Below are 19,389 nucleotides of genomic sequence, written 5' to 3' on the forward strand. Positions count from 1 at the left end.
CGCACCGGCGCGCCTGAATGCGTGTCATGAAGGGAGGGTCCGAACCGTCACGGTTCGGACCCTCCCTTGTCCTCCCGGGTGAGAGTTCCTGACTAGCGCGAGCCGCGGTTCGGTGCGGGGTCCTTACCCACCACGAGGGCCGCGACGATCAAGGACAGGCCCAGCAGGCCGACGAGGCCGATGAAGAGTGCGGGGAGATCGACGTTGGAGATGAAGGGGAGGGCGATGAAGAAGACGCCCAGGAGGGCGACGATGCATCCCCAGATGAGCTGGCCGACGCGGACGTGCGTCGGGCGACCCGAGGAGCCCTGCGCGGGGGCGTCCGCAGCGGTCCAGACCTTCGGCGCTACAGGAGCAGCGGGCTGATCGGCCGTAAGCGCCTCGGGCCCCGCCTCCGAGGCGAGGGACGCAGTCGTGTCAAGGGGAAACGTGGCCTCCTCGGTCTGGTCGCCCGGAGCGGCCTCGGCATGCTCGGACAGGATCGGCTCGCCCGGCTCGGCGGGGAGGGCCTCGGTCTGCTCGGCGGGGAGGGCCTCGGTCTGCTCGGCGGGGAGGGCCTCGGTCTGCGCGGCGGGATCGACGGCCGCGGCCTCGCCCGGCTCGGGATCGCCCGGCCGGTCGGCGGCCAGGGCCGGCAGCGGAGCCGTTTCATCGGCCTGATTCGGAAGGATCCGAGTGTCTTCGGTATGAGGATCGGTGGTCATCACAGGCTCCTGTTCTCATCGTGAGCCGGATCGCTCAGGGGCTGGAGGGCGTGCGCGGGGGCGGCGGATTGGGCGGATTCAGCCGACTGCTTCGAATCGGGCGCCGCGTCCTCGTGCGAATCGACGGCGGCATCGGACTCGAGGGCCGGGGCGTCCTCGGAGTAGACGAAGCTCGTGAGCCAGGTGTCCACGTGAATCGTGATCCCGCGCTCGGAGCTCCATGTGGGCGACTGGGTCGACACGCTCGGCGCCGCGCTCGCGGTCACGTCGCTGCAGCTGCGGAGCCGGGCGATCCAATCCGACGGCGAGGGGGCGTTCTCGTCCTGCGTTGCCGGTCCGCTCCAGTACGCGGCGACGACGTCGTCGATCTCCCGCGTGCAGACGATCCTCAGGGGCTGATCCGCCCGGGCCGAGATCGACAGGTCGTACACCGAAGCGTCGACGTAGATGTCCTTGACCGCGTCCGAGGGGGCGGTGCTGAGGTCGAGATGGGCCTGACCGAGGATCGAGCCGGAGACGGAGTCGCTCGTCCAGTCGTAGTCGTGGGGGGGCTCATCGACGAAGAAGTGATCGGAAGAGCTCGAATCGTAGGTGGCGGACAGGCCGACCAGAGCGGTCGGCAGCGCCAGGAAGCAGCCGATGAGGGACAAGGCGATGAACCAGCCCGCGCCCTTGCCGCGGACCGAGGCGATGACGAGGGCGAGGCCGACGGTGAGAAGGCAGACTCCCGCGCCGATGAGGCCCGCCTTCACCACATCGGTGGGCATGTAATCGGTGAAGAAGAACCCCCGGCCGATGAGGTACATCGCGAGGAAGGTGCCCGCCATGATGATGACGATGAGACCGGTGACGAGGAGGTTGGAACGGCGCGAAACATGATTGACGGGCACGGGCAGAGGCGGCGTCCAGACGGCCGAAGGCGTGTAAGGAACCCTTCCCTGCGCGGGCATCGGCGGCATCGGCGAAGGAGCCGTGCGGGGCGTCGAATGCGCAGCCGGGCCCGTCGGCGGATAGGGGACGCGCGCAGCCTGAACGGGCGGCTGGGTCGGGCCGGCCTGCGGTCCTCCCATGCTGCGCCAGTCAGTGCTCAGGGGCGCGGACGAGGGCGCCGAGGGCGGGACCGGCATGCTGAACGGGGCGGAAGGCCCGCCCGCGGGCTGTGCGGGAGGCGCGAAGCCCGCTCCGGCTGCGCCTGCCTGGGGCACCGGGCGCTGCGGCGCGGCTCCGACGAAGGGCCGGGCGGAGGGCGTTCGGATCGAAGAACCCACCAGGACCGCGATGACGACGATGACGATGAGCGTGAGGACCCCGAAGGTTCCGAGCGAAGCGAGGAACGCGAGAGGAGAGCCCGCCGAGAAGTTGAGCGAGACCGGCACGAATGAAGTCAGGCCCACGAACATCAGGAGACCCGCGCCGAGCTGGGCCGCATCGAGTCGTCCCGCGACGAGCTCCTCGGCGTGAATGCGGCCATCGCGCTGCTCCGGCAACAGGGCCCAGGCGAAGCCGTAGACCGCGAGCAGGGGCGGAGCGAAGATGCAGGCGATGACGCTCAGACCGCGCACCAGGGCGAGATCCCACCCGGTCTTCGCGGCGATGCCCGAGCAGACTCCTCCGACCGTTCGGGTCTCGGCGCGGTACCAGCCCGAGCGGCGCAGGGAGTGGAAGAAGCCCGAGTGGGATGGCCCGGAAGGCCCGTCACCCGGGTGCGACGACGCGTAGTGACCGGAAGGATATGTCTCGTCCATGCCACTACTCTTCCGTGAAATGCGCCTCGGCGAAATGGGGAACAGCCCTGATACCTCCCTGAAAGATCAAGATCGTGGACCGCGGGGCGCTTCGAGGGTGTGATGATAGGGGCGTGGCAGTCCCCTCTGATCCTGAGAACCGGTTCTGGGCCCCGCCCTCGCCGACTGGTGCAGGACGGGACTGGAATCCCCCCACCCCGAATGCTTCGCGCCCGGCGCTGAGGCGCGCGACGCCCGACTCGGTCGACATGCCGACCCCCTGGATGGCGGGAGTCGCATCGGGCTTGGCCGTGCATGCGCGCGTACCCGTGCACGTGGTCCGCTGGGCCTTCGCCGCGCTCACACTCTTCGGCGGCACGGGGCTCCTGCTCTACCTGTGGCTGTGGATGATGACGCCGAAGGACACGGGCCGATTCGGTCCGAGCGGCGTCAGCGACTCGAGGGCGACGGCCCCGCTAACGGTACCGGGGCAGGACCGGTCGAGAATCACCGCCCGGAACCAGCTGCTCCTCGCGGGCTTCATCATCATCGTCGGGGGCCTCATCGCCATGGGCCTTTCCGCCTTCGGCGTCGTCGACCTCAGGGACATCGTCTCCGCCTCGACGGTCATCATCGGGATCGGCCTCGCGTGGAGCCAGGGCGCGAACCTCGACAACTGGCGCTCCGGCCGCTTCCTCGTCATCGTGGCGATCGGCATCATCATGGTGTCGATCGGCACGATCGTCCTCGTGGGCCGCGGCGACCCGCCGCTGATCCTCCTGCGCGGCGGCCTCATCGGAGCGGTCGTCGTCGCAGGCGTCCTCTTCGCCCTCGCCCCGCTGTGGCTGCGCACCTCCTCGGATCTGTCCGACACCCAGGCCCAGCAGGTGCGCGACGCCGAGCGCGCCGACATCGCCGCGCACCTGCACGACTCCGTCCTGCAAACCCTGACCCTCATCCGCTCGGCCGCGCACGACCCCGCCCGAGTGCGCGCTCTCGCCCTGTCCGAGGAGCGCGAACTCCGATCCTGGCTCTACACGGGACGCTCGCAGGCCGCGGACTCCCTCGCCGAAGCGGTCCGTGAAACCGTCGGGGCCCTCGAATCGAAGTACGGCGTGCCCGTGGAGGTCGTCGCCGTCGGGGACTGCGTCCCGGGGCCCGGCGAACTCGCCCTGGTCGCCGCCCTCGGCGAGGCCTCTGCGAACGCCGTCCGCCACGGCCGCCCTCCCGTCTCCGTCTACGTCGAAACCCGCCCCGAATCGGTCGAAGCCTTCATCAAGGACTCCGGATCCGGATTCGACCCGGCTTCGATCCCCTCGGATCGGCACGGTGTGAAAGACTCGATCATCGGACGCATGGAACGAGCGGGCGGGACCGCGCGCATCCGATGCCTCACCACGGGCACCGAGGTCGCCCTGGCCCTCCCCAGGATTCCCAGCACAGCACCATTCCAGCCGAAGAGGGGTTGACAACATGCCGATCAGACTCGTCGTCATCGACGATCACGCGATGGTCCGCGCAGGTGTGCGCGCCGAACTCGAGAATTCCGGTGCGGATCTCGAAATCCTCGGCGAAGCGGCCGACGTCGAGGGCGCCATCGCGGCGTGCCGTGAACTCAAGCCCGATGTCGCGCTGCTCGACGTGCACCTTCCCGGCGGGCACGGCGGCGGAGGCGCGGAAGTCGCGGCATCCTGCCAGGACGTCGACGGCCTGCGCTTCCTCGCCCTGTCCGTCTCCGATTCACCCGAGGACGTCGTCCAGGTCATTCGTGCCGGCGCCCGCGGCTATGTGACGAAATCGATCACGACCCCCGAGCTCGTCGAAGCGATCCGTCGCGTGGCGGCCGGAGACGCGGCCTTCTCGCCCAGGCTCGCCGGATTCGTCCTCGACGCCTTCGGAACCGGGCAGGTCGCGATCGGCGACGATGAACTCGACCTCCTGTCCGCCAGGGAGCAGGAGGTCATGCGCCTCATCGCCCGCGGCTACACCTACAAGGAGGTCGGCAACGAGCTCTTCATCTCCGTGAAGACCGTCGAGACCCACGTCTCGGCAGTGCTGCGCAAGCTCCAGCTGTCGAACCGCAACGAGCTCACCCGCTGGGCGATGCAGCGCCACATCGTGTGAGGACCGAGACTGCCCGGGGATTCTCCCCGCGCGGCCTTTGGCCCTAGGATTTCCCCGGGCGGTCGGACGATCGCCGGGACGGAGAACAGGGTGCGCACCATCGGATTCGACCGCGAGAAGTACGTGCGACTGCAGTCGCAGCACATCGCCGAACGCAGGGCCCAGTTCGGCGGGAAGCTCTACCTCGAATTCGGCGGGAAGCTCATCGACGACATGCACGCCTCCCGCGTGCTCCCCGGCTTCACGCCCGACAACAAGGTCGCGATGCTCTCCGAGCTCGCCGACGACGTCGAGATCATCGTCGCCGTCAACGCCAAGGACTTCCAGCGGCGCAAGGTCCGCGCCGACCTCGGGACCACCTACGAGGACGAGGTCCTGCGTCACATCGACGAGTTCCGCGAGCACGGGCTCTTCGTCGGCTCCGTCGTGATCACGCAATGGGCGGACGACAACCGCGAGGCCAAGGCCGTCAAGCGCAAGTTCGAACGGCTCGGCATCACCGTCTACCGGCACTTCCCGATCGCGGGCTACCCGAACGATGTCGCCAGGATCGTCTCCGAGCAGGGGTACGGCCGCAACGAGTACATCGAGACGAGTCACGACCTCATCGTCGTCACCGCGCCCGGCCCCGGTTCGGGCAAGATGGCGACCTGCCTGTCCCAGCTCTACCACGATCACAAGCGCGGGCTCTCGTCCGGATACGCCAAGTGGGAGACCTTCCCGATCTGGAATCTTCCCCTCGACCACCCGGTGAACATCGCATACGAAGCGGCGACCGCCGACCTCGACGACGTCAACATGATCGATCCCTTCCACCTCGCGGCCCACGGGGTCCAGACGGTGAACTACAACCGCGATGTCGAGATCTTCCCCGTCCTGGGCCGCCTCTTCACCGAGATCCTCGGCGAATCCCCCTACCGGTCGCCGACCGACATGGGCGTGAACATGGCGGGGCTGTCGATCAGCGACGACGAGGCCTGCTCCGAGGCGTCGAAGCAGGAAGTGATCCGCAGGTACTTCAAGGCCCTCGTCACCGAGAAGAAGGAACTGGCCGAGCCCATCCAGTCCGAACGGATCGCCCTGCTCATGGCGAAACTCGGAATCGCCGAGACCGACCGGCCCGTCGTCGCGCCCGTCCGGAGGATCGCGAAGGCGACGAAGGCCCCGGCGGCCGCGATCGAACTCGCCGACGGCCGGATCGTCACCGGGAAGACCTCTGAACTGCTCGGCTGCTCTTCCGCGATGCTCCTCAACGCCCTCAAGGCCCTCGCGGAGATCGATGACGCGGTCGAGCTCCTCTCACCGGAAGCCATCGAACCGATCCAGACCCTCAAGACCGTCCACCTTGGATCGCGCAACCCGCGCCTGCACACCGACGAGGTGCTCATCGCGCTCGCGGTCTCGGCCTCGACCGACGAACGGGCGCGCCGCGCCCTCGACCGCCTCGGCGACCTGCGCGGATGCGACGTCCACACCTCGACGATCCTCGGCCCCGTCGACGAGGGGATCTTCCGTTCGCTCGGCATCCAGGTCACGAACGAGCCGGTCTACGCGACGAAGTCCCTGTACCGCAAGAAGTAGCGAGGGCGGGGCTCCCCGCCCGCTCTCGCCGAAAGCACGGCCGCGGGGCCGATGGGGGCATCGCCGCGGGGCGCCGAAGCAGCGTCCGGCGGCCCCAGATGCCCACGGCCTCAACTAGAGTGGTGACGCCATGACCGACTTCACCGCGCTCCCCGACCTCGGACCGATCGACCCGCCCCTGTGGGACCCCGCCCCGGAGGACCTCCCCGTCTGGGATCCGACGGCCGCGACTCCCGAGCCCCCGACCGATGGGGCCCCGTGGGCGTCGGCGCCATCCCCCTATGAGGGCATCCCGCCGATCGAGGACGAGTCCGAGTACGGGAGCTTCTCGCCGACCGCAAGCGGCGCGAATGCGGGCGCGATCCACGGGCTCGATCCGGAAGAGCTCGTCCGCGGGCTCAACGAACGCCAGTCCCAGGCCGTCGTCCACGAGGGGGCCCCGCTCCTCATCATGGCGGGCGCGGGTTCGGGCAAGACGCGCGTGCTGACCCATCGGATCGCTCATCTGCTCGCGACCGGACGGGCGAGCGCCGGTCAGATCCTCGCCATCACCTTCACGAACAAGGCCGCCGCCGAGATGCGCGAGCGCGTCGGAGCTCTCGTCGGGCGCGCCGCCTCGCGGATGTGGGTCTCGACCTTCCACTCGGCCTGCGTGCGGATCCTCCGCGCCGAGCACGAGGCCGCGGGCCTGCGCTCCTCCTTCACGATCTACGACGCTCAGGACTCCCAGCGGCTCATCCAGATCATCCTCAAAGCCGCGAACGTCGATATCAAGCGCTTCACCCCCAAGCTCGTCGCCGCGCGCATCTCCGACCTCAAGAACGAGCTCATCTCGGCGAAGAAGTACGCCGAGACCGCGCAGAACGACCCGATCTCGAAAGTCGTCGCCGAGACCTACCTCGAGTACGCGAAGCGGATGCGCGAGTCGAATGCCCTCGACTTCGACGACCTCATCATGCGCACGGTGGAGCTCCTCGCGGGCAACCGACTCCTCGCCGAGCACTACCACCGGCGCTTCCGCCACGTCCTCGTCGATGAGTACCAGGACACGAACCACGCCCAATACGTCCTCGTCCGCCTCCTCGTCGGGGACGGCGAGGACGGGATCGAACCCGCCGAGCTCACGGTCGTCGGCGATTCCGACCAGTCGATCTACGCCTTCCGCGGCGCGACGATCCGCAACATCGAGGAGTTCGAGCGCGACTTCCCCGGTGCGCGCACGATCCTGCTCGAGCAGAACTACCGCTCGACCCAGAACATCCTCTCCGCGGCGAATGCGGTCATCGCGAGGAACGAGGGGCGCCGCCCGAAGCGCCTGTGGACCGACTCGGGCGACGGCGCGCTCATCACTCTCGACGCCGCCGACTCCGAGCACGACGAGGCGCGCTTCGTCGTCGCCGAGATCGACCGCCTCCACGATGCCGGCGGCGAATGGGGCGATGTCGCCGTCTTCTACCGGACCAACGCGCAGTCCCGTGCCATCGAAGAGCTCCTCGTCCGCCAGGGCATCCCGTACCGGGTCGTCGGCGGCACGCGCTTCTACGAGCGCAAGGAGATCAAGGACGCCCTGGCCTACCTCCAGGCCGTGTCCAACCCGGATGACACGGTGGCGCTGCGCCGCATCCTCAACGTGCCCCGGCGCGGCATCGGGGCGAAGGCCGAACAGGCCCTGGTCGCGCACGCCGACCGCTACGGGATCTCATTCGGAGAAGCCATCGCGGACGTGTGGGAGGCCCAGGGCCGTCCCCTCGGCGAGGGCGAGGGCATCGAATGGCCCGACACGAAGCAGGAGCGCGCAGCGGATTCGAATGCCGCGCCCGGGGACGAGGGCGGGGCTGCGGCTCCGTCCGGGGGCTCGCCGGAGGACGCCGTTCCCGCCTCGCCCGCGGATGACCGACCCGCGGCCGAGCCCGAAGCGGGTGGATGGCCCGAGGTGGCCGTACCCGGGGCGGCTCGGCCCTCGGCGGGCGGATCCCGTGGGCCCGGCGGGGAAGGGGTAATGCTTTCGACGGGGGAAGGTAATGCTCTCGGCGGGGGAGAGCCTGCTGCGCTTCGGCCCGTGCTCGGGCTCGCTCCCCGGGCGGCGTCGGCGATCGCCGACTTCTGGGGGCTCCTCCACGTGGCGCGAGCAGGGGACTTAGGCGCCGCAGCCCCAGCGGACATCCTCGAGGAGATCCTCGATCGTACCGGCTACCTGGCCGAGCTGCGCAAGTCCGAGGACCCGCAGGACGCCTCGCGGGTGGAGAACCTCGCCGAGCTCCACTCCGTCGCGAAGGATTTCTCGCAGGTCGATCCTGGAGGCGATCTCGCCGCCTTCCTCGAGCGCGTCGCCCTCGTCGCCGATTCCGATCAAGTTCCCTCCGAAGACCAGCGCTCCGGGCAAGTCACCCTCATGACGGTCCACACGGCGAAGGGATTGGAGTTCCCGACGGTCTTCGTCACGGGGATGGAGGACGGAACCTTCCCCCACCAGCGCTCCCTATCCGATCCCGGTGAACTCGAAGAGGAGCGCCGACTCGCCTATGTGGCGATCACCAGGGCGCGCGAGAGGCTCTATCTCACGCGGGCGGCCGTGCGCTCGGCCTGGGGCGCGCCCCAGGAGATGCCGCCCTCGCGTTTCTTGGACGACATTCCGCCCGAGCTCCTCGAAATCCGTCGTTCCGTCACCGCTCAGGACCGGGCGCGGGGTTCACTGACGGGCTGGGCGGCTTCGTGGTCCTCCTCGCATCGGGGGCGCGGCCGCGATCCCTGGGGCGAGGAAGACGCTCCGGTCTTCGGGAGCGGACGCTCGGGCGGCGCGAAGCCGGTGAGCGGTATTCGAGCCGGAGCGGTGCGGATGGGGGCGAAGACCCCGCGCGTTCCGGCCGATCGGCCGCCTCTGGACCTTTCCGTCGGAGACCGCGTCAAGCACGAGACCCTGGGCGTGGGCACCGTCCTCGGAGTCGAGGGCTCGGGTCCGAAGACGATCGCCCGTGTTCAATTCGGGCGCGCCGAGAAGCGCCTTCTCGTGCGCATGGCTCCGATGGAGAAGATCTGAGGGAAGAGGGCGAATCGCGGGGCGCTCGCTGCCCTCCTCGTTCTCCATGCTTTTCTTCCTCCATCATCTCTAGGACGAAATGCCTAGGCGGATGTAGTCTTGCCGTGGATATCTCGACGTCGAGCAAGCCGATCGGCGTTCGCATGTCAATCCCTGGAAGGAACTCGAGGTGGATCTGTACGAATACCAGGCACGTGATGTGTTCCGCGCTCACGGCGTTCCCGTCCTCCCCGGCATCACCGCGGTGACGGTTGACGAAGCCCGCATCGCCGCGACGACCCTCCTCGGCGAAGGGGCCGAGCTGCTGGTCGTCAAGGCGCAGGTGAAGACGGGCGGGCGCGGCAAGGCGGGGGGCGTCAAACTCGCGCGCACCCCCGATGAGGCCGCTGAGAAGGCCGAGGCGATCCTCGGCCTCGATATCAAGGGCCACGTCGTCCGCACGCTTCTCATCGCCTCGGGCGCCGACATCGCCGAGGAGTACTACTTCTCGATCCTCCTCGACCGCTCACACCGCCGCTACCTCGCGATGTGCTCCAAAGAAGGCGGAATGGACATCGAGACGCTCGCGAAGGAACGCCCCGAGGCCCTCGCCCGCGTCCCCCTGGATCCGGTGCGCGGCATCAACGACGAGGTCGCCCGCGAGATTCTCGCCGCTGCGGGATTCGACCCGGAACGATTCGACGCCCTCGCTCCCGTCCTCATCGCCCTGTGGGAGACCTTCCGCGACGAGGACGCGACCCTCGTCGAGGTCAACCCCCTGGTCACTGCGACCGATGGGACCGTCTGGGCGGTCGACGGCAAGGTGAGCCTCGACGACAACGCCCGTTTCCGCCATCCGGAGCACGAGGCCCTCGTTGATCGCGTTACCCAGGATCCGCGTGAGGCGCTCGCCAAGGAGGCCGGGCTCAACTACGTCCGCCTCGAGGGCGAGGTCGGAATCATCGGCAACGGCGCCGGACTCGTCATGTCGACCCTCGACGTCGTCGCCATGGCAGGCGAGGACCTCGGAGTGAAACCCGCCAACTTCCTCGACATCGGCGGCGGCGCGAGCGCGGAAGTCATGGCGAAGGGACTCGACATCATTCTCGGGGACGAGCAGGTCCGATCCGTCTTCGTCAATGTCTTCGGCGGCATCACGGCCTGCGACGAGGTGGCCGAAGGCGTCCTCGGCGCGCTCGAGGTGCTGGGCGAGACCGCGACGAAGCCGATCGTCGTGCGCCTCGACGGCAACAAGGTCGAAGAGGGGCGCGACATCCTCGTCAAGGCCTCGCACCCCCTCGTTCACATGGTGGAGACGATGGACGACGCGGCCCGCCGCGCGGCCGAACTCGCCGCCGCAGCACAGGCCGACTGACACGGAAGGACAGGCACCATGTCGATTTTCCTCAACTCCGACTCCCGCGTCATCGTCCAGGGCATGACGGGCGCCGAGGGCCGCAAGCACACCCAGCGGATGCTCAACGCCGGGACGACGATCGTCGGCGGCACCAACCCCCGCAAGGCCGGGTCGAGCGTCGCTTTCGAGGTTCGCGGATACGGTCCGGCGGCCGAGCGCATCGTCGACGGCCCCGTCAAGATCCCCGTCTTCGGCACCGTCGCCGAAGCCCGGGAGACGACCGGGGCGAACACCTCCGTGATCTTCGTGCCCCCCGCCTTCGCGAAGGGTGCCGCCCTTGAAGCGATCGACGCGGGCATCGAAACGGTCGTCGTCATCACCGAGGGCATCCCGGTCGCCGATTCAACGGTCATCGTGGACCGGGCGCTCGCGGCCGGGACGCGCCTCATCGGCCCGAACTGCCCCGGCATCATCAGCCCCGGGCAATCGAACGCGGGCATCACCCCGGCGGACATCACCGGCCCCGGAAGGATCGGCCTCGTGTCGAAGTCCGGAACTCTCACGTATCAGCTCATGTACGAGCTCCGCGACATCGGCTTCACGACATGCCTCGGCATCGGCGGCGACCCGGTGGTGGGGACCACCCACATCGATGCCCTGGCCGCCTTCGAGGCCGATCCCGACACCGATCTCGTCGTGATGATCGGCGAGATCGGAGGCGATGCGGAAGAGCGTGCGGCGGAGTGGATCGCGGCGAATATGACGAAGCCCGTCGTCGCCTACATCGCCGGATTCACCGCCCCGGAGGGCAAGACGATGGGCCACGCCGGGGCGATCGTGTCGGGCTCGTCGGGCACCGCCGCCGCGAAAGCGGAGGCGCTTGAGGCCGTCGGCGTCAAGGTCGGGCGCACGCCCTCGCAAACCGCGGCCCTCGCACGCTCGCTCCTCGAAGGCTGATCCCTCCTCCGTTTCCGGCGGGTCCTGCGCGACGGCGTGGGGCCCGCCAGAGCGTTCTCCGGGGGAATCCTTAGGGGTGAGATCCTCGGGTGCCCCGCGCGGATGCCGATGGGCGAGGAGGTCCTCAGCGTGGGGCGAGTGGATCCCCTGCTCGGCGTGGTCTTGGACGCGCGCCTGGCAGCTTCGATGCCGAGGCGGGAGCGACTCGTCGAGTCTCGAGACACACTCCTTCATTTGTAAGAACAAACTCTTGACGTGGACCGGAGTTGGGGGCATCATTGTGACATCGGGAACCTCACGGGACCCTGAATCACCACCCACCCCCGACGACGTGGAAGGGAAACCAATGTCCGCGAATCCGAGCACCCCGCCCCTCGATGTCCTCACCATCGGCCGCTGCGGAATCGACATCTACCCGCTCCAAATCGGAGTCGGCCTGGAGGACGTCGAATCCTTCGGGAAATTCCTCGGAGGCAGCCCGACGAACGTCGCCGTCGCAGCCGCCCGATACCACCACCGCTCCGCCGTCATCACCGGCGTCGGGAACGACCCCTTCGGGCGCTTCGTCCGTCGCGAAATGCGCCGCCTGGGAGTGTGGGACGACTTCGTCGTCACCAAGCCCGAATTCCTCACCCCGCTCACCTTCTGCGAGATCTTCCCGCCGAACAACTTCCCTCTCTACTTCTACCGCGAGCCCTCCGCCCCGGACCTCGAACTCACCGTCGACGACATCCCGATGGACGCCGTGCGCGAATCCCGCATCTTCTGGGTCTCCGCAACCGGCCTGAGCAAGGAGCCCTCTCGCGAAGCCCACCACGCCGCCCTCGACGTCCGCGACCGCAGGCAATACACGATCGCCGACCTCGACTACCGAGCGAACTTCTGGAAGAGCGAGGAAGAAGCGCATGAGCGGATCTCTGCGATCCTCCCCAAGGTGAACGTCGCCATCGGCAACCGGGAGGAGTGCCGCATCGCCGTCGGCGAGTCCGAGCCCGACAGGGCTGCCGACGCCCTCCTCGAGGCCGGCGTCGAACTCGCGATCGTCAAGCAGGGCCTCCAGGGCACCCTCGTCAAGACCCGCGACACGCGTCTTGTCATGCCGATCACCCCGACGGGCGATCCCCTCAACGGGCTCGGCGCAGGCGACGCCTTCGGCGGCGCCGTCTGCCACGGACTCCTCTCCGGATGGTCCCTCGAGAAGACGATCTTCGCGGCCTCGACGGCTGGCGGTATCGTCGCCACCCGCCTCGAGTGCTCGACCGCGATGCCGACCGAGCCCGAGCTCCTCGAAACGATGCGCACCTTCCGCGACGAGGTCGCGCCGAACGTGAAGGACCTCTGACATGTCACTCATTGAAGAAATCGTCGAAATCCGCGCCTACGAGCCCGGGCGCATTGCGACGACCCTCGCCGAGCGTCCCAAGGGCGAGATGCCGAAGGAGGGCAAGCTCCTCATCATCGCCTGCGACCACCCTGCGCGCGGCGCGATGGGAGCGGGCGACGATCCCATGGCGATGGCCTCCCGAGAGGATCTTCTCGCCCGATGCGTCGAAGCGCTCTCGCGCCCCGGCGTCCATGGCTTCCTCGGGACCTCCGACCTCATCGAAGACCTCGCCCTTCTCGGCGCCCTCGACGGGAAGCTCGTCTACGGCTCGATGAACCGCGGCGGCCTCCAGGGCGCGACCTTCGAGATGAACGACCGGATGACCGGCTACGACGTCCGCGGCGTCGTCGACGCCGGGCTCGACGGCGGCAAGATGCTCCTGCGCATCAACTACGAGGACCCCAAGACCGTCGACACGATCTCGACCTGCGCTACGGCCGTCAACGGCCTTGCCGACGAGCGGGTCATGGCGATGGTCGAGCCCTTCATCTCCCGGTGGATCAAGGGACTCATCGTCAACGATCTCAGCCCCGACGCCGTCATCGAGTCGATGGCGATCGCCTCCGGCCTCGGCAAGACGAGCGCCTACACCTGGCTCAAGCTCCCCGCCGTCGCCGACATGGAGCGCGTCATGGCCGCCTCAACCCTCCCCGCCCTCATCCTCGGGGGCGCCGTCTCAAAGGACGCCGACGCCGCCCGTGATTCCTGGCGGCGCGCCCTCGAGCTGCCGAATGTCAAGGGGCTCGTCATCGGCCGCTCTCTCCTCTACCCGCCGACCGGCAGCGTCGCCGACGCCGTCGACACGACCCTCGGGATGCTCTCATGACCCTCGATATCCACGTGCGCTCCGGACAGACCGCCCACGACGAGTTCTCCGTCGACATCTCCGCGGAGGACGCCGGCTGGACCTATTCCGGCCTCCGCATCCTCACCCTCGCACCGGGGGGCTCCATCACGCTCGAGTCGGCCGAATACGAACTCCTCGTCCTCCCGCTCGAGGGCGCGGCGACGGTCGCCCTCGGGGACGAGACCTTCGAACTCGCCGGAAGAACGGGAGTCTTCACGGAAATCTCCGACTCGCTCTATGTGCCCCGCACCACCGCGTTCACCATCGCCTCGGACAAGGGCGGGCGCTTCGCCCTCCCCGCAGCCGTCGCCTCGAGCGACCTCCCCGTGCGCTACCTGCCGCGCGAGATGGCGACGACGGGGATCCGGGGTGCGGGCGACTGCTCGCGCCAGGTGACGAACTACGCGCTCAACAATGGCGTGGAAACCTCCCACCTCCTCGTCACCGAAGTCATCACCCCCGGCGGCAACTGGTCGTCCTATCCGGCGCACAAGCACGAGTCTCACTCGGCCGATGAGCGCGAGCTCGAGGAAATCTACTACTTCGAGATCGCCTCCTCGCCCGTCGGCGACCCCGGCTTCGGTCTCCACCGGACCTACGGGGCGAGCGCGGATAAGCCGATCGATATCTGCGTCGAGATCCGCAACGGCGACGTCGCCCTCGTCCCCTACGGGTACCACGGTCCCTGCGTTGCGGCGCCCGGCTACGACATGTACTACCTCAACGTCATGGCGGGACCGGAGGAGCGCCCCGTCTGGCTCGCGCCCGATGATCCCGTGCACCACTGGATCCGCGAGTCCTGGGAGGGGCAGGAACCCGACCCCCGCCTCCCCATGGCCCACTGAGCCGGTCGACCACGGTGTGGCCGCGCCCCGCAGTCGCACCACCCTCCCCCTTAACGCGAGAGAAGAGCCAAGGTGAGCAACGAAGCCTACGCAGGCACCATCCGCCTGACCGTCGCCCAGGCGACGATTCGATTCCTGTCCAATCAGTACTCCGAACGAGACGGCGTCGAGCAGCGTCTCATCGAGGGCGCCTTCGGCATCTTCGGCCACGGCAACGTCGCCGGCATCGGCCAGGCCCTCCTGCAAAATGAAATCGAGCCCGTCGAGGGCGAGAACCCGATGCCCTACATCATGCCCCGGAATGAGCAGGGTGCGGTCCACGCCGCTGCCGCCTATGCGAAGGTGAAGAATCGCCTCTCGACGTACATGGTGACGGCCTCGATCGGCCCGGGCTCGCTCAATATGGTGACCGGCGCGGCCCTCGCGACGACGAACCGCATCCCCGTCCTCATCTTCCCCTCGGATCAGTTCGCGACCCGTGTCCCCGATCCGGTGCTCCAGCAGCTCGAGGATCCGACGACGCTCGACCTCACGGTGAACGATGCCTTCCGACCGGTCTCGCGCTTCTTCGACCGGATCAACCGCCCCGAGCAGCTCATCCCTTCGCTCCTCAGTGCAATGCGCGTCCTTTCCGACCCTGCCGAAACCGGCGCGGTCGTCATCGCAATGCCCCAGGACGTCCAGGTCGAAGCCTTCGACTGGCCGGTGGAGTTCTTCCGCAAGCGCGTCTGGCATGTGCGCCGCCCGCTTCCCGAGCCGGCCGCCCTCGAGCGCGCCGTCGCCCTCATCAAGGCGGCGAAGCGGCCAATGATCATCGTGGGCGGTGGTGCGATCTATTCGGAGGCCTCCGAGGAACTCCGCGCCTTCGCGTCGGCGACGGGCATCCCGGTCGCCGACACCCAGGCGGGCAAGGGCGCGATCAACTTCGACCACCCCTGTGCAATCGGCGGCGTCGGATCCACGGGCGGGGACTCGGGCAACCACATCGCCGATGCGGCCGACCTCGTCATCGGCATCGGCACCCGCTACTCCGACTTCACGACCGCTTCGAAGACGCAATTCAAGAACAGGGACGTCCGTTTCGTCAACATCAACGTCCTCCCCTTCGACGCGGCGAAGCAGAGCGCCGAAATGGTCGTCGCTGATGCCCGCGAAGCACTCGTCGCTCTCACGAAGGCCCTTGAGGGCTACCGGGTGAGCGAGGAATACACCGAGGAGATCGCGAAGGAGCGCGACGCCTGGTTCGCCCGCACGGAGGAGTGCTACCACCGCGGCCACGGCCCCCTTCCCGCTCAGACGGAGGTCTTCGGCGCGCTCAATGAGCTCCTCGGCGATGAGGACATCGTCATCAACGCGGCGGGCTCGATGCCGGGGGATCTTCAGGCCCTCTGGCAGGCGAAGACGCCGATCCAGTACCACGTCGAGTACGCCTTCTCCTGCATGGGCTACGAGATCCCCGCGGGTCTGGGCTGCAAGCTCGCGCGCCCGGAGTCCGAGGTCGTCTCGATCGTCGGCGACGGCACGTATCAAATGCTCCCGATGGAGCTCGCGACGGTCGTCCAGGAGAACGTCAAGGTCATCTACGTCCTCCTTCAGAACCACGGCTTCGCCTCGATCGGCTCCCTTTCCGAGTCGCGCGGCTCCCAGCGCTTCGGCACGAAGTACCGCCAGCGGGGCAGCGGTTCGCATCTTGAGGACACGGAGACGATTCGCGGCGTCGATATCGCCGCGAACGCCGAGTCCTGGGGTCTCACCGTCTACCGCGTCCACACGATCGAGGAGTTCAAGGCCGCGTACGCGCAGGCGCAGGCCGCCGATGAGCCTGCGATGATCCACATTGAAACGGATCTCATGGGTCCGAATCCGCCGGCCTCGTCGTGGTGGGATGTCGCGGTCTCGCAAGTCTCGCGCCTCGAGTCGACGCAGAGGGCCTATGAGCAGTACCTCGAGGACAAGAAGCCGCAGCGCCACTACCTCTGAGCCTGTTCAGACCCCCTCCGGCCCCGCCTCGACGCCCCCTGATGGGGGAGCGCCGAGGCGAGGCTTCGAGCCTTCGGGCGGATGACGAAGGGCACCCTGTCTCTCGAAGGCGGATCCCTATTGACGGGACCATTCCTCCGTCATCACCCCTGCAGCATGTATGGACAATTGGGCAGTTGTGCTGCCGGTGCTCTCAGGCCTGCGCGGCGTGGAGGTGGATTGCGAGATGTGCGGCCCGGAATTTGTCGCAACCACAGGGGTCGTGTGGCAGAAGGCGACTCTGTGTGGCGAAAGATTGTGCCTTAAATGTATTAACAAAGACTCGAGAAGTCGCTATACTCGTGAGCGAAGGGGCCGCCGAGGCGACCCTCCCACCTCGAGAGAGATTGAACGATGACGAGCAACGAAGCAGTCCAGATTCCCGAGACGATGCGCGCCGCGGTCCTGCGTGACACTGAGAAGGGGCTCCAGGTCGAAACTATCCGTACTCCGCGCCCGAAGGCGGGAGAGGTTCTCATCAAGGTCGCGGCCTGCGGCCTGTGTCACTCCGACCTGCACGTCATCGGCGGCGCGATCGCCTTCCCCAAGCCCGCCGTCCTCGGCCACGAGGTCACCGGCACGATCGTCGAGCTCGGCCCGGGCAACGAACACACCGGCCTCGCAGTCGGCCAGAACGTCGCCGGCGGATTCCTCATGCCCTGCGGCCAGTGCGACGCCTGCGCCTCCGGCCATGACGAGCTCTGCGGCCCCTTCTTCGACCTCAACCGCCTCAAGGGACTCCTCTACGATGGCACGACCCGCCTTGCGACTCTCGAGGGCGACCCGATTTACATGTACTCGATGGGAGGCCTCGCCGAATACGCGGTCGTCCCCTCCGCGGCCGTCGCCCCCGTCGATGATTCCATCGACCTCGTTCCCGCCGCCATCCTCGGCTGCGCAGCCATGACGGGCTACGGCGCGGTCCGCCGCGGTGCCGACCTCCGCTTCGGCGAAACGGTCGCAGTCGTCGCGACCGGAGGCGTGGGAACGAACATCGTCCAGATCGCCTCCGCCTTCGGCGCATCCCAGGTCATCGCGATCGACGTTTCGGACGAGAAGCTCGCTCCGATGTTCGACTACGGCGCTACCGCGGTCATCAACTCGGTCACTCAGAACGCCCGTGAAGAGGTCCTCAAGCTCACGAAGGGCAAGGGGGTCGACGTCGCCTTCGAAGCGCTCGGCATTCCCGCGACCTGGAAGACCGCCCTCGACGTTCTCGCCGACGGCGGGCGAATGGTGCCGATCGGTCTGGGCGCGGGCGTCCAGACCGCCGAGGTCGAGATCAACCGAACGGTGCGCCGCTCTCAGTCGATCCTCGGATCCTACGGTGCCCGTACCCGACAGGATCTCCCCGCCGTCGTCGACCTCGCCGCTCGCGGCGTCATCAACTACACGGACGTCGTCTCGCGCCGCTTCCCGCTCGAAGAAGCCGGCGTCGGCTACGAGATGCTCCGCAACCGCCAGATCCAGGGGCGTGCCGTCGTCGACATGAGCCTGTGACCGGAGGAGCGGCCGTGCTCCGCCGATGACGTCGGAGCGCGCGGGCCCCGGGATCACCACCACGATCCCGGGGCCCTTTCCCGTCCTCGTGCACGCGTGCGAGGGGGACGCCGATGCGCACTAGGATCGTCACCGTCGGGCCGCCAGCCCGAGACGGCGATGCTGACGGCGACTGCGGCCCGGGCTCCGCTCACGCTTCGCTGCGACGATGAGCGAGGAGGGAATCCGCGTGCCACGACCACGCCGAGCGGTCACCCAGACCGACGTCGCCCGAGAGGCGGGTGTGAGTCGCGGGCTCGTTTCACTCGCGCTCGCGGGTTCTCCCCTCGTCGCGGACGCGACCCGCGAGCACATCGAGGAAACGGCGCACCGCCTGGGCTACAGGGTGAATCGGACTGCCTCCTCCCTCGCCTCGGGGCGTACGGGGCTCATCGGCCTGGTCCTTCCGGACCTGCGCAATCCCTTCTTCGACTTCATCGCCGACGCCCTGCGAGCAGCCGCCCGCGAAGCCGGATTCCGGCTCCTCATCGTCGTCGGACGAGCGGCTGAGGACGCGGCCGAGGCGATCGATACCCTCGTTTCCATGAGGGTCGAGGGCGTCGTCCTCGTCTCGAGCGCGATGTCGGATGAGCGCATTCGCGTCCTCGCCGAGACGATCCCCGTCTGCGTCATCGGAGGTCAAAGTGCCGGCGGATTCGTCGACACCGTCCGCCTCGACGAGCGTGCCGCTGCGCGTGCCGTCGTCGACCACCTTGTCGAAGCGGGCGCCCAGGCCTTCCTCTACCTCGCCCCGCGACCCGAGGACGACCCGAACGCGGAGGAACGGGGGCGCGCCCTCGCTCAAGCGGCCGAAGCCTCGGGCCTCCCCTTCGAGATTCTCACGAGGAACCCCCTCGGCGCCGTTCCCCTTGAGGATGAGATCGCCCGTGCGGCAGTGGCGCTGGGGCGCGTCGGAGTCGTCGCGCACAATGACGTCGTCGCCCTCGACGCCTCAGCTGCGATCGCCGCCTCCGGCATGCGGGTGCCGCTCGTCTCCTACGACGACACCTATCTCGCGCGCCTCCCCGAGTTCTCCCTCACCTCCGTTGAGCAGCCCGCTGAACGGATGTCTCGTGACGCCATCCGCTTCCTCTGCGAGCGGACGGGGCGGATGCCTCTCACTGCAGCCGGTGCCGCCGCGGGCGCAGTCGGGACGCCGGGCGGCGATGAGGAGGGTGAAGGGCCCTCAATGCCGGGCCGCGACCTCATCGTGCCGCCCGTCCTCGCCGTGCGGGCGTCCTCGACGGCGCTGAGCTGACAACGGGGCGGGGTTCGACACTCGCGAAGGCGTC

14 protein-coding genes are annotated in these 19,389 nt (G+C 68.2%); 12 read left to right on the forward strand and 2 right to left on the reverse strand.

Features of this window, described 5'->3' with window-relative positions:
* Positions 1-92 precede the first annotated feature (92 nt).
* Entirely contained in the window at positions 93-704 is a 612-nt protein-coding gene (locus tag HD592_RS03375; RefSeq protein WP_184451879.1) for a hypothetical protein, read from the reverse strand.
* A complete protein-coding gene (locus HD592_RS03380; protein ID WP_184451881.1) occupies positions 704-2,449 on the reverse strand; it encodes a PspC domain-containing protein in 1,746 nt (581 codons plus the stop codon). The genes HD592_RS03375 and HD592_RS03380 overlap by 1 nt, the downstream gene beginning before the upstream one ends.
* A 248-nt stretch (positions 2,450-2,697) precedes the next feature.
* On the opposite strand from HD592_RS03380, the gene HD592_RS03385 reads away from it, so the two are divergent.
* From HD592_RS03385 to HD592_RS03440, 12 genes are all read left to right on the forward strand, one after another.
* A complete protein-coding gene (locus HD592_RS03385; RefSeq protein WP_184454397.1) occupies positions 2,698-3,897 on the forward strand; it encodes a sensor histidine kinase in 1,200 nt (399 codons plus the stop codon).
* Between the two features lie 4 nt (positions 3,898-3,901).
* Entirely contained in the window at positions 3,902-4,552 is a 651-nt protein-coding gene (locus tag HD592_RS03390; RefSeq protein WP_154477964.1) for a LuxR C-terminal-related transcriptional regulator, read from the forward strand.
* 90 nt (positions 4,553-4,642) lie between these two features.
* Positions 4,643-6,133 carry a DUF1846 domain-containing protein gene (locus HD592_RS03395; RefSeq protein WP_184451883.1) on the forward strand — a complete coding sequence of 497 codons (1,491 nt, stop codon included), beginning with the start codon at positions 4,643-4,645 and terminating at the stop codon, positions 6,131-6,133.
* 130 nt (positions 6,134-6,263) lie between these two features.
* Complete coding sequence (locus HD592_RS03400; RefSeq protein ID WP_184451885.1) at positions 6,264-9,170, forward strand: UvrD-helicase domain-containing protein; 2,907 nt, start codon at positions 6,264-6,266, stop codon at positions 9,168-9,170.
* A 169-nt stretch (positions 9,171-9,339) separates the two neighbouring features.
* Positions 9,340-10,524: an ADP-forming succinate--CoA ligase subunit beta gene (gene sucC / locus HD592_RS03405; RefSeq protein WP_184451887.1), complete on the forward strand. Its 1,185-nt coding sequence runs from the start codon at positions 9,340-9,342 to the stop codon at positions 10,522-10,524.
* Positions 10,525-10,542: 18 nt separating this feature from the next.
* A complete protein-coding gene (sucD, locus tag HD592_RS03410) occupies positions 10,543-11,463 on the forward strand; it encodes a succinate--CoA ligase subunit alpha (RefSeq protein ID WP_184451889.1) in 921 nt (306 codons plus the stop codon).
* 346 nt (positions 11,464-11,809) lie between these two features.
* Entirely contained in the window at positions 11,810-12,805 is a 996-nt protein-coding gene (gene iolC / locus HD592_RS03415) for a 5-dehydro-2-deoxygluconokinase (protein ID WP_184451891.1), read from the forward strand.
* A 1-nt stretch (position 12,806) separates the two neighbouring features.
* Positions 12,807-13,673 carry a Cgl0159 family (beta/alpha)8-fold protein gene (locus HD592_RS03420; RefSeq protein WP_184451893.1) on the forward strand — a complete coding sequence of 289 codons (867 nt, stop codon included), beginning with the start codon at positions 12,807-12,809 and terminating at the stop codon, positions 13,671-13,673.
* Positions 13,670-14,539, forward strand: a complete 870-nt coding sequence (gene iolB / locus HD592_RS03425) for a 5-deoxy-glucuronate isomerase (protein ID WP_184451895.1) — start codon at positions 13,670-13,672, stop codon at positions 14,537-14,539. Before HD592_RS03420 ends, iolB begins: the two co-directional genes overlap by 4 nt.
* A gap of 72 nt (positions 14,540-14,611) precedes the next feature.
* A complete protein-coding gene (gene iolD, locus HD592_RS03430) occupies positions 14,612-16,519 on the forward strand; it encodes a 3D-(3,5/4)-trihydroxycyclohexane-1,2-dione acylhydrolase (decyclizing) (protein WP_184451897.1) in 1,908 nt (635 codons plus the stop codon).
* A gap of 393 nt (positions 16,520-16,912) precedes the next feature.
* Positions 16,913-18,058, forward strand: a complete 1,146-nt coding sequence (locus HD592_RS03435) for a zinc-binding dehydrogenase (RefSeq protein ID WP_184451899.1) — start codon at positions 16,913-16,915, stop codon at positions 18,056-18,058.
* Positions 18,059-18,287: 229 nt separating this feature from the next.
* Complete coding sequence (locus HD592_RS03440) at positions 18,288-19,355, forward strand: substrate-binding domain-containing protein (RefSeq protein ID WP_184451901.1); 1,068 nt, start codon at positions 18,288-18,290, stop codon at positions 19,353-19,355.
* Positions 19,356-19,389: the final 34 nt, after the last annotated feature.

The sequence above is a fragment of the Schaalia hyovaginalis genome (assembly GCF_014208035.1).
In the GTDB taxonomy this organism is placed as follows: Bacteria; Actinomycetota; Actinomycetes; order Actinomycetales; family Actinomycetaceae; genus Pauljensenia; species Pauljensenia hyovaginalis.

Excerpts from the sequence above, each read along its gene's own strand:
- HD592_RS03375 (WP_184451879.1), bottom strand. The coding sequence starts at position 704 with ATGACCACCGATCCTCATACCGAAGACACTCGGATCCTTCCGAATCAG.
- HD592_RS03380 (WP_184451881.1), bottom strand. The coding sequence starts at position 2,449 with ATGGACGAGACATATCCTTCCGGTCACTACGCGTCGTCGCACCCGGGT.
- HD592_RS03385 (WP_184454397.1), top strand. The coding sequence starts at position 2,698 with ATGCCGACCCCCTGGATGGCGGGAGTCGCATCGGGCTTGGCCGTGCAT.
- HD592_RS03390 (WP_154477964.1), top strand. The coding sequence starts at position 3,902 with ATGCCGATCAGACTCGTCGTCATCGACGATCACGCGATGGTCCGCGCA.
- HD592_RS03400 (WP_184451885.1), top strand. The coding sequence starts at position 6,264 with ATGACCGACTTCACCGCGCTCCCCGACCTCGGACCGATCGACCCGCCC.
- sucD (WP_184451889.1), top strand. The coding sequence starts at position 10,543 with ATGTCGATTTTCCTCAACTCCGACTCCCGCGTCATCGTCCAGGGCATG.
- iolC (WP_184451891.1), top strand. The coding sequence starts at position 11,810 with ATGTCCGCGAATCCGAGCACCCCGCCCCTCGATGTCCTCACCATCGGC.
- HD592_RS03420 (WP_184451893.1), top strand. The coding sequence starts at position 12,807 with ATGTCACTCATTGAAGAAATCGTCGAAATCCGCGCCTACGAGCCCGGG.
- iolB (WP_184451895.1), top strand. The coding sequence starts at position 13,670 with ATGACCCTCGATATCCACGTGCGCTCCGGACAGACCGCCCACGACGAG.
- HD592_RS03435 (WP_184451899.1), top strand. The coding sequence starts at position 16,913 with ATGACGAGCAACGAAGCAGTCCAGATTCCCGAGACGATGCGCGCCGCG.